We start from the raw sequence: 13,147 nt of genomic DNA, 5'->3' as shown, positions 1-13,147 counted from the left end.
AAAAACGGCGTACTTTTTAGTACGCCGTTTTTGTTTTAATATGTGATTAAGAGTTACAAACCAAGTAAAGCTAAGCGCACTAAGTTCTCCACCGTGGCTTCATGCGCACTTTTATTTTTATTAGTTGGCGTAAACCTAGAAGCAGGTGATTTAATAGTTATAAACCCATGATTGGTTGCCATTTCGTGGGCTAACAGTTTACGCTCTCGAGGTGTTAAATGGTTTTCGTGTATTTTTGCCAGCTCGCCGCTATCAAGCCATATGCCTGCACAGCCTGGGCATTCGTCTATTTCGACAGCCTTTACTGGCGAAAAATACCTGCGCATCATCACAATGCTTATGCACTTTGGACAATTAATTCGTAGCGATACATCGTATTCACTCTCGATATGATCACTCAAATATTTAAGTAATACCTCACCGTGCTTTAACTCTGGCGAGCTAAACTTAAAAATTTGGCTGTTATCAAAAAATACGCCGCCTTGAGCTGACGTAAAGACAGTAAAACCGCCAACAAGTAAAGGCTCAAGTGGCGTATTAGTTCTAGGGCAATACATTTAAAATTCCTTTTTTATTTTTATACTTTTATTATTTATTCAAGCGCTTTATGAATAAGCCCAACTAGCGGCGCGGGTAACGTAATATTACCTGTAAGTACAAACTCGTGTGCCTCATCTGACATTTTTTGCCATGTACGGCGAATAATACCAATCCATTTTTCTTCATTGTAATCTGGTTTTGCATTGGCAAACCCAAGCATGTAGTGTTCAATAAACACCAAACTCGCTACATCTTCTACTAATTGGCTATCTGGATTGCGCTTAATATCTTTTTTAGCAACAGCGTTATAAACACGGTTTTGGTCCGTATCGTTAAACCCAGCTTGTTTCATTAATTCAACGGCTAGTGACGCATGAAAAATATAAAGTGCGCTGCGCCATTGATGATAACCCTGCTTGTTCATTTCAAAGTCACTACGTGGCGACTTCCAACGCTGAATATGCTGTGCACGCACTGCAACTTGCATGAGTTCATCGGCATCTGGTTTAAAACGAGTTAGCATTTCGCTCATACGCAAGCCGTATAAGCTTTCTTTTGGAAAGCTTTGCCCATTGTGCTGCTCAGTATTAGGGTCTTGGTTATTAGCTTCATCAATCAGCGTTATTACTTTATTAAACATGACGGTCTTTTATTGTAATTAGTTTTAATCATTCTAAACGCTGATAAAACAATAAACTAGTGGCCCACTCACTTCAGCGGTGAAATTTGTTCAATCAAAAAGTAAAACCAATTGATACTGGTTATAAAAGTAAGCGCATTAATAAAGTTAACTTGGTACTATATTAAAAACAAAAATGATAAATGTGCGTACACTAATAAAAATTAACGCGCTAAAAATGAGAATAATATGTTCAAAAAAACAATTTTAGCTATTTGCTTAGCTGTAGCATCACTGCCGAGCGCAGCCGATAGCAATGCAGATTTAAAAACCATTATTGATAACCATTGGCAAAATGCAAAAGCCGAAAAAATATTCTTTCGTACCGACCCTGATGGTTGGAAACCCAGTGGTACATTACCAAATTGGACCGAACAAGCCATTGCAAAGCGCCAAGCTTATAATAACAATGTATTAAAAAACTTAAGTAAAATAGATCCTAAAACGCTGAGCAGCTCGCAGTTAATGAACTACCGTTTATTTAAATACGAGCGAGAAACAGAGCAGCAAAGTTACCTTTTTCAAGATAAGTATTTTCAGGTTAACTTTTTAAGTGGCTGGCATACCTACTTTGCCGAAGCACCGGCTAATATGGCATTTTTAACACCTGATGATTACAACGCATTTTTAGTAAGCCTTGCCGACTACCCTCGCTTTAATCAAGAAAACATTAACTTGATGAAGGAAGGCATTGAAAAGGGTTACACCCACTACTGCAAAACATTTGAAAATTACAGCCAGAGCATTAACGCTCATATAGTTAAGCAACCTGAAAATAGCGCCTTATACGAGCCCTTCACCCGTATACCAAATACATTTACAGCAGAGCAAAAGGCCACATACCAAAACAAAGCTAAAGCCTTAATTAGCTCAAAAGTAGTACCAGCTTATCAGCACTTTTACGACTTTTTTGAAAACGATTACATGCCTAACTGTAGAGCAGAGCCAGGTATTTCAAGTGTTAAAGGCGGGCTTGAGTATTATAAATATGCGGTAAATTATTACACCACAACCAATGCAACACCCAAGCAAATACACGAGCTTGGCTTAAAAGAAGTGGCGCGTATAAAAACGCAAATGCAAAACATTATTGATAAAGTAGGTTTTGACGGCACTTACAGCGATTTTTTAGAATTTTTAGCAACCGATGAGCAATTTTACGCAACAGACGCGCAAGACCTGCTTGAAAAAACAGCCTTTATTACGCAAAAAATGTATGGCAAATTACCAACCTACTTTAATCATTTACCGCGTAACACCTTTACAATAAAAGGCTCAGCGAGTCGTGGCGCTTTTTATATGCCACCGGCTGATAACCGCTCGCCGGGTACTTACTTTTTAGCCTCAACACCTAAGCTACAACCTTTATATAATTTAGAAGCACTAAGCCTACACGAAGCAATACCAGGGCATCATTTACAAAACGCCATTGCAATGGAGTTAGACGTACCTGAGTTTAGACGCACACTTAGCCACTCAGCATTTGGCGAAGGCTGGGCACTTTACACTGAACGCTTAGGTAAAGAAGCCGGCTTTTATCAAAACCCATACAGCGACTTTGGTCGTTTAGGTTACGAAATGTGGCGCGCAGTGAGGCTTGTTGTTGATACCGGTATTCATGCATTTGGCTGGAGCCGCCAAAAGGCAATAGACTACTTAGCAGATCACACTGCATTGCCACAAAGCGCAGTGGAGGATCAAATAGATCGTTATATCTCATGGCCAGGCCAAGCGCTCTCGTACAAAATGGGCGAGCTAAAAATACGCGAACTACGTGCAAAAGCGGAAAAAGAACTAGGCGCTAAATTTGATATTCGCAGCTTTCACGACACCGTTATTGGCCAAGGTTCATTGCCTATGTCAGTACTTGAGGATGTAATAAACGATTGGATAGCAGAGCAAAAATCAGCTATTTAAAAACAATACTTCAATAAGCTAAGAGGCGGTTTAATAATCGCCTCTTTTTAAAAGTCTATTAACCATCTCAAAACTAATCCCTACCCGCTTTTGCTTCGTAAAGTTAATGATTAAAAAAACCTGAGCAAACCTATGAGCAAACGCATTTTATATTGGCTACAAAACGATTTACGCCTCACTGACAACACTATTTTTAGTGACCTTGCGTCGCAGCAATGCGCACTCGATATTGTATTTGTAATAAATCCGCATTGGTTCAAAAATAATAACTACCAACAAAAACCATATGGCGTGCATAAACAACAGTTTTTAATGCAAAGCTTATTTGAGCTACAGCAGACGCTTATTGAACGCGGACAAACACTGCACGTGCTTGAAGGTGAACCAATAGCGCTTTTAAAAGCGCGTATAAATGATCTAAACATTGATGAAGTTGTATTTAGCAAGCAAATCGGTTTGTACGAGCAACGCCAAATAAGTTTACTTAAAGCGCATTGCCCAAATACAGAATTTACAGGCGTGCTGCAAGACACCCTATTTAAACAAAGCGACCTACCTTTTAATTTAAACGAGCTGCCTAAAAGCTTTACGCCGTTTCGTAAAAAGGTAGAGGCAGCCAATATACCTATAACTCTCTCAATGTTACCTGAAGGTTTACTCCCTCAACCTATAACATTATGTGCGGCCAAACCAATTGAGCTTACTGAACATACTGATGACAACAACGCGATAATGCACGGCGGATTTAAAAGTGCGCAAGCTCATTTAGCGCAGTACTTTTCGGGCTTACTGCCAAGTACCTATAAAACAACTCGAAACGAGCTTGATGGCTTTAATAACACCACAAAATTTAGTACCTGGCTTGCCTTTGGCTGTGTAAGTGCACGGCAAGTTTATAAAGCGGTTGAAGAGTACGAACATAAACATATCGTCAACGAATCTACTTATTGGATTAAGTTTGAATTGCTATGGCGAGAGTATTTTAAATGGCATGCACTCAATGCGGGCAACAGCTTATTTAGCTTTAAAGGCCAAAAACAAACCAAACCCCTAACAACGTTTATGCCAAACCGCTTTGCTGCGTGGTGTAATGGCTCAACACCCTTCCCATTGGTCAATGCCATTATGAATGAGCTTAATGCCACTGGTTATATATCAAACCGAGCAAGGCAAGTTGCGGCAAGTTGTTTAGTTAACGAACTTGGCCTTGATTGGCGCTATGGCGCGGCTTATTTTGAACAGCAATTGATTGATTACGACGTAGCCGCAAACTGGGGCAACTGGCAATACATAGCGGGCGTAGGTGTAGATCCGCGTGGCGGTAGGCACTTTAATATTGAAAAACAAACGTTACAGTTTGATCCGCTCGGTATTTACACTAATAAATGGCAAGGTAATAAAAATACCAGCGCGCAGCTGGATGACTTAAACGAAGTTGATTGGCCAATTTAAGCCAATCAACTTTTACCAAATAACGTTTAAAACAGCTCAGCAATACCTATATTAATGGCAAAGCCGCCTAACGTTAAAAACAAAAATAAACACAGTGCCAGTAACAGCGGTTTAATACCCGCTTGGCGAATTGCCCCAACATGTGTGCGTAAACCCAAAGCCACCATCGCAATGGTGAGTAATATATTATCAAACCAAACAACTGCGTTTGTAGTCACTTGAGGAATAATAGAGAGTGAATGCACACCACTGGCCACTATAAATAACACCGCAAACCAAGGGATAGTAATACCTGATTTATCGCCCTCACTGCTTGCTGCATCACCTGCTTTTGCTCTTTTTTTACTTTGCCAAAATGATAAACCCACTAAAAATGGCGCAAGCATCATCACTCTTAGCATTTTTTCTATTACTGCGGTGTCGGCCGCGTTAGCGCTTACCGCAGTGCCCGCTGCAACCACTTGCGCTACTTCATGAATGGTTGAGCCTACAAAAATACCGTATGCGTGTTCGCTCAATCCCATGTACTCAAACATTATTGGGTAGGCAAACATGCTTAGCGTACCAAACACCACCACCGTTGCTACCGCTACTGATACTTTATGCGCCTGTGCTTTTATAACAGGCTCGGTTGCCATCACCGCTGCAGCGCCACAAATAGAGCTACCCGCGCCAATTAATATAGTTGTTTGCTCATCTAGCTTAAATACACGTTTGCCAAGTTGAATTGCTAATATAAATGTACCAACAAGCATAACAATGTCAGTTAGTAAGCCACTCCAACCAACGCCCGCTACTTGCGTAAAGGTTATTCTAAAACCAAACAACACAACGCCCGCTTTGAGCAAAATACTTTTAGCGTAATCAACGCCCACATCGGTATGAGTCGCTATACCCGAAAAAATACTGTTACCCACAATAATACCAACCACAATACCAATAGTGAGTGAGCTAAATTGCGCAGTTTGCATTATTGGTAATTTACTAAGCGCAACAGAAACGCCCGCAAGTACAATAACCAGTAACATGCCAATCCACCAGCGAGAGTCACCATACTGTTTAGTGTTAACACCTAAAGGCTGTAACCCATTTTTAATAGCGCTAAGCATAATATTCCCTCAATCAAACAACTCTAATTAGTTGACTTCATTTTAATAAAGGCCAAAATATAACTCCAATATATTAAAATCATGATTCGATAACTTAAGGTTATGTAATTTGAGAGGCGCAATGAATTTACATGCACTTAGGGTGTTTTATACGGTAGCAAAGCTTGGTAGTTTTTCAAGCGCAGCCGAGGCGCTTTTTATAAGCCAACCTGCGGTATCTAAAGCGCTAAAAGAGCTTGAGTATCAATTAAATATTCAACTTATTGAACGTGCATCTAAAGGCAAAAAACTCACTTTAAGTGAAGGCGGGCAAGCGCTTTTTGAACATGCGCGTAGTATTTTTGCCATAGAAAAAGCCGCCATTGAAGATATTAAATCGCGCACAGGGCTTAAGCGCGGCACATTGGTTATAGGCACCAGCACCACCATTGCCAGCTATTGGCTGCCTCCTTACTTAGCTAAATTTTGCGCGCAGTACCCACATATAAAAGTAGAAGTACAAGTGGCTAATACTGCGCAAATTGAGCACGCACTACTTGAATGCACCATCGATTTAGCACTGGTTGAGGGCACACCCACCGAGCCACACATTATTAGTAAGCACTGGCAAAACGATTTAATGAGTGTGGTTATACCAAGCAATTTAAAACCCGCTAAAAATGTAAAAGCATGGTTAAACAATCAATTTTGGTTACTACGCGAACCTGGCTCGGGCACTTTAGAGGTGTCGGTTAAGTTATTACAGCAACACGGTATTACGGCAAAAAACTGTATGCAACTCGGAAGTAATGAAGCAATAGCAAGAGCAGTAGCACAAGGAATGGGCGTTGCTTTATTGCCTAATGTAGTCACAGACGATTTAGTACAATTGGGTAAATTAACACGGCTAGAACAGCCAAATGACGTCGAGTTATCAAGACCATTATACCAATTACACTACAAAGACAGACCGTCTTCTCATGCTGCGCAAGCATTCGAAAAAAGCCTGTTTAGTGAATAATTTTTGTATGAGTAGATTTAGATCTGAGCTGTAAGTCGAGTAAGAAAACGGTTGTGTAACATTAATCGCTTTTTGTGGTGTTACCTTAATTTATTATATATAAGCCAACTAGTTAAACCCATTGAAAGTACTAATAAATGAAGAACCAATGTTGCACGATTAAATTCACTAAAAAGACTAAGTAAAAAAACTGGAAGTATACTTAAGATTAAAACTACAGGTAATTTAAATAAATTTAACTTTTGGAGTAATAAGCTAATAGGTAATCCGTAAATGAACATTAAAGGATAGAAATAAAATAAACTTCCCATCCCTATTGACACACCAAAACCAACACCTGAAATTAATGAACTAAGAGAAGTATAATTTTCTATACCCGCATAAAAATAACAAAAACCAAGGACTGGTAATACAATTAAAGGACTAAGGATCGCAGCAATCAAATTTTTACGGAGATCCTTAAACATATTAAGAAACACCATAACGAGCTTGTAGATTAATTAGTTTTTTATTTGTTTTAATTGATATGCAAACCATAGCTGAATTCCTATTTTTGCTCAGCCAAAGGGGGAAATTTTTGGCCTTTACACATTAAAGTATCAGGAGACTACTCATAGCAGCCCAACAGCTAACTTATAAACCTATTTGCTAAATCGTTAACCCCAAATACGAACAAGCTCTATTTACAAACCCTGCGTTAAATCTTGCGCCAATGTACCCGTTGGTTTTTCAATTACGCGTACTAACTCTTTGCCATTTTGTTTAACAATAAACGTTGGTGTGTATTGCAAGTCATTAGCCTGTGCAATGCCTGCATCGTCTTGCTTGTTGTAACCTACGGCCACATATTCAATGCTTGCAAGTTCAACTTTCGACGCATCAAGTAACTTAATCAGCTTTGGCACTTCGCGCTCACTGTCGTGGCACCACGTACCAAATAATACAATAAGCTCTTTGCCTTCTAGCTTTTGCATTAGGGCTATATCTTGTGCTGTTGGTGTATACGCTTTGTATTGCTCGTTAAACTTGTTGTAGTCGCTTAGCAGTTCTTGCGTACTTATCTCGCCCGAAAATGGCGCCGTAGCAGCGCAGCTTACAAGCGGCATGCTTAAAGCGCACAGTAAAATTAATTGTTTAAACATAAGGTTGCTCTTAATTTAGGTATTAATTTAGGTATTAAACGACTATACCCAATATTAAGTGTGGAGTGAACAGCTCAAGACCGTTACTTTTTATCCATAAAAAAGTTAACTTGCGATAAGTTAGTTAAATACTCGCGTCTTACGTCTTTATTTTCAGCCAGCTTGTCTAAATCACCAATTAAGGTAACTAACTTATTATGAGAATGACTGCTGGTTGTTTTAAAGTCATCTTGCTTTTCGTCGCTCTCAACACGCTCTTTTTTATTCATGTTGTAGCTGTTTTCGTTTTCTTCAAGCCAAATATCGTCAATTAAGCGAATGTCACTTTTACTAATGGTTTGCTCTTGCATCGCCATTTGCAGCTCGTATTGATTTGTTTGAGGGTTAAACGCATACATTTTTGTATCAACATCAACTTCGTGAGACTGGTCAAGCCCCACAAGTTCTTTATTTTTAACTGCGGTACCTACGTTATAACTCTCTTCTTTGTCGTAGTAGTCGGGGCGACTGTATTGATAATCAAAGTGGCTACTTACATTTTTACTTTGTGTTAAACCGCTAAGCTCGCCTAATTGGGTTTGCTCAGTCGCTTGGCTTAGCTCAATGGTACTTTTAGGCTGATAGTCACCGCTATCCAGTGCGTAAGAAAACGTAGCATCAAAATCAGCGAGCTTAGACACACCCGCCCCCAATGTATTGGGTGCTTTATTACCAAGCCCTTGGTAACGGGGATCGTTTGCGATCATGTTATCAACTAAATCGGCAACCATAGCGCGCCCGTCATTAAATTGCTTATCTGCAAGCGACTCAATATTGCTATAACGTTCAGCCGCTGACGACATACTTGTAAAAGCGCCTTTAAATAATGCAAAACCTTGCTGCATTGTCTCATCCCCTTTACGACCAAATGCCGAGTCTTTACTATCCTCGGTACTGTTTACTCGGCTATCTTCTAAGCTTTGATCGAGGGACGCTAAATACTGCTGCATTTGCTGTGTGTCTTCAGCGCCAATGGTCGACATATCGAGTGCAAAGTCGATTTCGTTTTTCCCATTCTCAGCCTTAAACACAAGTGCTTGTTGATTTGTCGCTTCATCTATTGAGTAACTTAAATCAAGCGTGTTTTCGCCTGTATCAAGCGCATCATTTTGCGTTGTTGAAAACGACACATTAAAACCCGCTAGCTGCTCACTATTAAAGCCTGCTAAAAAGTCTAAACTCATGTCTGTTTGGTTTGGCACTATAAGAGGATTGAATGAATTTTCACTCACTTTAAAAAACTCATCGGCCATTTCACCAACACCCGCCATAACCTGCGTTAAAGCCGCATGTTCAGCCTCAGATAAATCGCCATTTACTTCGTAACTTATGCCAAAGCCATCAACGGCTTCGCCCGTTTTTTCATCAAAGCCTTGTGACGAATTAAAAGTGATATTTATTACATCACCCTCTTTGGTTTTTACCGAGAGCTCAAATAAATAATTATCGTCATCCTCGTACTTGCTACGGTTAGCACTTTCCATATAAGGATTAAGCGTGCGCTCAACACGTTGCTGGCTTGAGGCTAAAAACGTTTTTTGCTCATGCCCAAGTTGCCCCAAGCTTGATAAAATATCGCTGGTATTAGCATAAGCACCCTGAATATTTTTAACAGATGTATTTAATCGCTCAATTAATTGGGTGCTGTTTTCATTTTTTAATAACCCCTCATTCTGAGAGCTTATTACGGTGCGCAGGGCGAGTTCTTCATCGGAGAGTTTATAGTTAAGCGTGCTAGGTGTGCTTGAAATAGTAAATAGCGAGGTAAGTTGCTGTTGTAAAATATCCCCTACTTTTTGATTGCTAGTTATTGTTTCGTAAAGTGTTTCATCATTTAGCTGGCTTAATAACTCGTCGGTTATTTTAGGCGCATTAATTTGTAAATCATTAATAGCTTGAAGGTCGCCACTGCTGTGTAGTGAAGGTGTCGCAGATGTTTGGTTCGCGTTATTAACTGATTGGGCAAGCACAGTGCTTAGATTAGCCTGACTGCCAAATATATTATTAACCATGATTATCCTTAATCGCTAAACCTATTAAGTAATGTATCGGGCGCTTAGTTAAAAGCTTTAGCCTAAAGGCGCATTTTTTACCTATTATTTATACAAATAATCGGCCTTACTCTTAAGGGCTATTTTATTTGCTTACTATCTTCACCTGTTTCTTTTATTTTTTGTACTAAAAAATCGACCGCCGCTTTTACCTTTGGTACCAAATAACGTTGTTTTTGATACAACAAATAAACAGCCATATTAGAATTTTGAGTTATTGCCACCTCATGCTCAAACTTAAGCTCTTGTAACTCACCCAGCTCAAGATATGAAGCCAGTGCCCATCGAGTTGACATTAAAATACCTTCCCCGTTACATGCTTTTTTGGCAAGCCACGACCCGTTATTTGAAATAGCGACCGCAGGCCCAGAAACGTCATGCCATTGCTCATCTACTTTACATAACCACGGCGTTGGCCCTGAAGGCGTTTTAAAATAAAGCCCATTATGGTGCTTTAATTCCATGGCGTTACTTGGCACTCCGTGTTTTTGTAAATAGCAGGGGGACGCCACAGGTATAAAGCCATTATCCATAAGTTTTATTGCTATCACGCGCTCATTGGGTGCATAACCACCACGAATAGCAATATCAACATCGTCACGGCCAAGTGTCGACAGCTCATCGCTTAAGCTTACATCGAGTATTATTTCAGGGTATAACGCGCTAAGCTCATCAAGCAGCGGCATGAGCATTTTGTCGCCAAAACCTACCATGCAACTTATAGATAAACGCCCCTTTGGGGTTGTTTGGTAACTTCGAACCGTTTCGTGGCTTTGCTCAAGCTGGTTCACTATTTTTTGTACATCGCTGTAGTAAATTTGCCCTACTTCGGTCAGCTTAACTATGCGAGTTGAGCGTTTTAAAAGCGTAGCCCCTAGGCTTTTTTCTAAATCGGCCACTCGCCTCGACAACGACGAAGGCGGCACACCAAATGCTTTTGCGGCTTTAGTAAAACTGCCTGTTTCAACCACCTTAATAAAATACCGTATGGCTTTTAGTTGATCCAAGTCGCCTCTCCATTAAATAAAATGCTTTATTGTCTTAAAGACAAAAGTGATTCGCATTTTCCCTTATATATAAGCAAATTAAAACAAGTAATAATAGGCTCAACTTAAACACGGGGACCAAATTGCATTATTTGGCAATGAGTATCCTCACGTTAATAATGGAAAGCTGACTTATGATTACTTTGCACGGTTTTGCTGCTAGCAATTATTACAACCTAGTTAAACATGTACTTTTACACAAACGACTGCCATTTAAAGAACACCTTGTTTACGGCGGTAGTGAAGAGTTACTAGCAATCAGCCCTGCAGGCAAAGTGCCTGCAATCACAACAGCTAATGGCCTTAATATTTCTGAGTCGAGTGTTATTTGCGACTTTATAGAAGAGTCGTACCCACAAACTCCGCTATACCCTGAAGATGCAGGTGAGCGCGCAGTTGTTCGTCAAATTATGAAAATAGCAGAGCTTTATTTTGAACTGCCAAGCAGACGATTCATCCCTTATGTATTTTCGGGTAATGAAGTTCCTGAGGCACTTAAAACAGAAGTACGCCAAGTATTAACTCGCGGCGTTACTGCATTAAGCAAGCTAGGTAAGTTTTCACCTTGGATTGCAGGCGAGCAATTCACAATGGCAGACATTTACGTTTATTACGTAAACACCATTGTTAGCGCCTTTGGCTCTACTCAGCTTGATTGGGATGTACTAGCACAAGTTCCCGGCATGAAGGAGTGGAGCGAATCAATGAGCCAATTAGCCATTGCCCAAAGCATAGAGGCCGACCGCCAAGCAAATATGGCTGACTTTATGCAAAAAGTGAAAGCTCAAATTCAAGCAGTAAACGCTAAATAGCCCTTAGCTATATAAGAAGCCTTTAGCTATAACAGCCCTTAGCTATAACAGTAATCAATACTCATTTTTGTGGGAGCAAACATAATGACAGATAAAAATATCCAACTTACTTCAACTATCAGCGAAGACAATAAACTAACACTTGCCTTAAAAAACATCGAGATGCCAAAGCCTAGTGCCGATGAAGTGGTTATTCGTATTGAAGCTGCACCATTAAACCCATCAGACTTAGGCGTTTTATTCAGCGCAGCTGATATGTCTACTGCAAAGCAATCGGGTACTGATGAAAACCCAGTAATTACTGCCGATGTTCCAGCTCAATTTATGCCATCACTTAAAACACGCGTAGGTAAAGCCACACAAGTAGGTAATGAAGGCGCAGGCACCGTTGTAGCAGCAGGTTCATCACCAGCCGCACAAGCATTAATGGGTAAAACCGTTGCTGTAATTGGCGCTGGTACGTATCGTCAATTTATTTGTGCCAATGTACAAAGTTGCCTAGAGCTAAAAGAAGGGACTACCGCTAAAGAAGGTGCATCATCTTTTGTTAACCCACTTACCGCACTAGCAATGGTAGAAACCATGCGCGCTGAAGGTCATAAAGCTATTATTCACGCGGCTGCAGCCTCTAATCTTGGCCAAATGCTAAACCGTATTTGTATTGCTGATGGCGTTGATTTAATTAATATTGTTCGTAAACCAAAACAAGAAAAATTACTGCGCGATATAGGTGCAAAATATATTGTTAACTCAAGCAGCGACACTTTTCTTGCTGATCTAACCGCTGCAATAATTGAAACGGGTGCAACTATAGCGTTCGACCCAATCGGTGGCGGCCAACTAACAAGTGATATTCTTAACTGTATGGAAGTTGCAGCTGCACGCGATATGAAAGAGCACAGCGTTTATGGCTCAGACACTTACAAACAAGTGTATATTTATGGTGCATTAAACCGAGGCCCTATCACAATAAACCGTAACTTTGGTTTTGCATGGGGTGTAAACGGATTCTTGTTATTTAATGCCTTAGGTAAGTTAAGCACAGATACAGTAATAAAAATGCGCAAACGTATTGCAGACGAAATCACCACAACATTTGCGAGCAATTACACGCACGAAGTGTCATTAGCTGAGGTGTTACATTTACAATCAATCGCGGCTTATTCTAAACAAGCAACAGGCGAAAAGTACTTAATTAAACCTCAAGCTTAATTAAATAGGTTTAAGTAAGTATTAAAGACCGCAGCACTTAACGCAGTGGTTTTAAAATTAAAAAGCAGATACTAATTAGGTATCTGCTTTTTATTTGGTCGTTGTCTCGTCCTGAAATGTGTTTACACATTTAGGATTTATTATGACC

Annotated in this window: 12 protein-coding genes; 5 read left to right on the top strand and 7 right to left on the bottom strand. The window is 40.0% G+C overall.

What is annotated here, in order from left to right:
- Nucleotides 1–53 precede the first annotated feature (53 nt).
- Both GQR46_RS08135 and GQR46_RS08130 read right to left on the bottom strand, forming a co-directional pair.
- Nucleotides 54–557, bottom strand: coding sequence for a zf-TFIIB domain-containing protein (locus GQR46_RS08135; protein WP_165740664.1), 504 nt, complete (start codon nt 555–557; stop codon nt 54–56).
- 35 nt (nt 558–592) lie between these two features.
- Nucleotides 593–1,180: a DUF4202 domain-containing protein gene (locus GQR46_RS08130; RefSeq protein ID WP_165740663.1), complete on the bottom strand. Its 588-nt coding sequence runs from the start codon at nt 1,178–1,180 to the stop codon at nt 593–595.
- Between the two features lie 228 nt (nt 1,181–1,408).
- Between GQR46_RS08130 and GQR46_RS08125 the strand changes: the two genes are divergently transcribed.
- The gene (locus GQR46_RS08125) at nt 1,409–3,136 is read left to right on the top strand and encodes a DUF885 domain-containing protein (RefSeq protein WP_165740662.1); all 1,728 of its coding nucleotides are present in this window, start codon (nt 1,409–1,411) and stop codon (nt 3,134–3,136) included.
- A gap of 132 nt (nt 3,137–3,268) precedes the next feature.
- On the top strand, nt 3,269–4,588 hold the full coding sequence (locus GQR46_RS08120) for a DASH family cryptochrome (protein ID WP_165740661.1): 1,320 nt from the start codon (nt 3,269–3,271) through the stop codon (nt 4,586–4,588).
- 26 nt (nt 4,589–4,614) lie between these two features.
- On the opposite strand, the gene GQR46_RS08115 is transcribed toward GQR46_RS08120, so the two are convergent.
- Nucleotides 4,615–5,697: a YeiH family protein gene (locus GQR46_RS08115; RefSeq protein ID WP_165740660.1), complete on the bottom strand. Its 1,083-nt coding sequence runs from the start codon at nt 5,695–5,697 to the stop codon at nt 4,615–4,617.
- A 121-nt stretch (nt 5,698–5,818) separates the two neighbouring features.
- Between GQR46_RS08115 and GQR46_RS08110 the strand changes: the two genes are divergently transcribed.
- A complete protein-coding gene (locus GQR46_RS08110; protein ID WP_165740659.1) occupies nt 5,819–6,697 on the top strand; it encodes a LysR substrate-binding domain-containing protein in 879 nt (292 codons plus the stop codon).
- Between the two features lie 80 nt (nt 6,698–6,777).
- Here the strand turns inward: GQR46_RS08110 and GQR46_RS08105 are convergent, their stop codons facing one another.
- The 4 genes from GQR46_RS08105 to GQR46_RS08090 all read right to left on the bottom strand — a co-directional run bounded on the left by GQR46_RS08105 (nt 6,778) and on the right by GQR46_RS08090 (nt 10,936).
- The gene (locus GQR46_RS08105; RefSeq protein ID WP_165740658.1) at nt 6,778–7,164 is read right to left on the bottom strand and encodes a hypothetical protein; all 387 of its coding nucleotides are present in this window, start codon (nt 7,162–7,164) and stop codon (nt 6,778–6,780) included.
- A gap of 216 nt (nt 7,165–7,380) precedes the next feature.
- Nucleotides 7,381–7,839 carry a thioredoxin family protein gene (locus GQR46_RS08100; protein ID WP_165740657.1) on the bottom strand — a complete coding sequence of 153 codons (459 nt, stop codon included), beginning with the start codon at nt 7,837–7,839 and terminating at the stop codon, nt 7,381–7,383.
- Between the two features lie 83 nt (nt 7,840–7,922).
- A complete protein-coding gene (locus GQR46_RS08095; protein ID WP_165740656.1) occupies nt 7,923–9,890 on the bottom strand; it encodes a hypothetical protein in 1,968 nt (655 codons plus the stop codon).
- A 119-nt stretch (nt 9,891–10,009) separates the two neighbouring features.
- A complete protein-coding gene (locus tag GQR46_RS08090; protein WP_165740655.1) occupies nt 10,010–10,936 on the bottom strand; it encodes a LysR family transcriptional regulator in 927 nt (308 codons plus the stop codon).
- Between the two features lie 173 nt (nt 10,937–11,109).
- Between GQR46_RS08090 and GQR46_RS08085 the strand changes: the two genes are divergently transcribed.
- Entirely contained in the window at nt 11,110–11,787 is a 678-nt protein-coding gene (locus GQR46_RS08085) for a glutathione S-transferase family protein (protein WP_165740654.1), read from the top strand.
- A gap of 84 nt (nt 11,788–11,871) precedes the next feature.
- Entirely contained in the window at nt 11,872–12,999 is a 1,128-nt protein-coding gene (locus GQR46_RS08080) for a zinc-binding dehydrogenase (protein WP_165740653.1), read from the top strand.
- The last annotated feature ends 148 nt before the right edge of the window (nt 13,000–13,147 follow it).

Origin of the sequence: Pseudoalteromonas sp. Z1A6, from assembly GCF_011378745.1 — a bacterium.
In the GTDB taxonomy this organism is placed as follows: Bacteria; Pseudomonadota; Gammaproteobacteria; order Enterobacterales; family Alteromonadaceae; genus Pseudoalteromonas; species Pseudoalteromonas arctica.
The sequence above is the reverse complement of the archived record's forward strand: the minus strand, read 5'-3'. Positions and strand labels throughout refer to the sequence as shown.

Bases quoted from the DNA above. Each gene is read 5' to 3' on its own strand.
- GQR46_RS08105 (WP_165740658.1), bottom strand. From the start codon at position 7,164: ATGTTTAAGGATCTCCGTAAAAATTTGATTGCTGCGATCCTTAGTCCT.
- GQR46_RS08100 (WP_165740657.1), bottom strand. From the start codon at position 7,839: ATGTTTAAACAATTAATTTTACTGTGCGCTTTAAGCATGCCGCTTGTA.
- GQR46_RS08095 (WP_165740656.1), bottom strand. From the start codon at position 9,890: ATGGTTAATAATATATTTGGCAGTCAGGCTAATCTAAGCACTGTGCTT.
- GQR46_RS08110 (WP_165740659.1), top strand. From the start codon at position 5,819: ATGAATTTACATGCACTTAGGGTGTTTTATACGGTAGCAAAGCTTGGT.
- GQR46_RS08130 (WP_165740663.1), bottom strand. From the start codon at position 1,180: ATGTTTAATAAAGTAATAACGCTGATTGATGAAGCTAATAACCAAGAC.
- GQR46_RS08085 (WP_165740654.1), top strand. From the start codon at position 11,110: ATGATTACTTTGCACGGTTTTGCTGCTAGCAATTATTACAACCTAGTT.
- GQR46_RS08080 (WP_165740653.1), top strand. From the start codon at position 11,872: ATGACAGATAAAAATATCCAACTTACTTCAACTATCAGCGAAGACAAT.
- GQR46_RS08135 (WP_165740664.1), bottom strand. From the start codon at position 557: ATGTATTGCCCTAGAACTAATACGCCACTTGAGCCTTTACTTGTTGGC.
- GQR46_RS08120 (WP_165740661.1), top strand. From the start codon at position 3,269: ATGAGCAAACGCATTTTATATTGGCTACAAAACGATTTACGCCTCACT.
- GQR46_RS08125 (WP_165740662.1), top strand. From the start codon at position 1,409: ATGTTCAAAAAAACAATTTTAGCTATTTGCTTAGCTGTAGCATCACTG.
- GQR46_RS08115 (WP_165740660.1), bottom strand. From the start codon at position 5,697: ATGCTTAGCGCTATTAAAAATGGGTTACAGCCTTTAGGTGTTAACACT.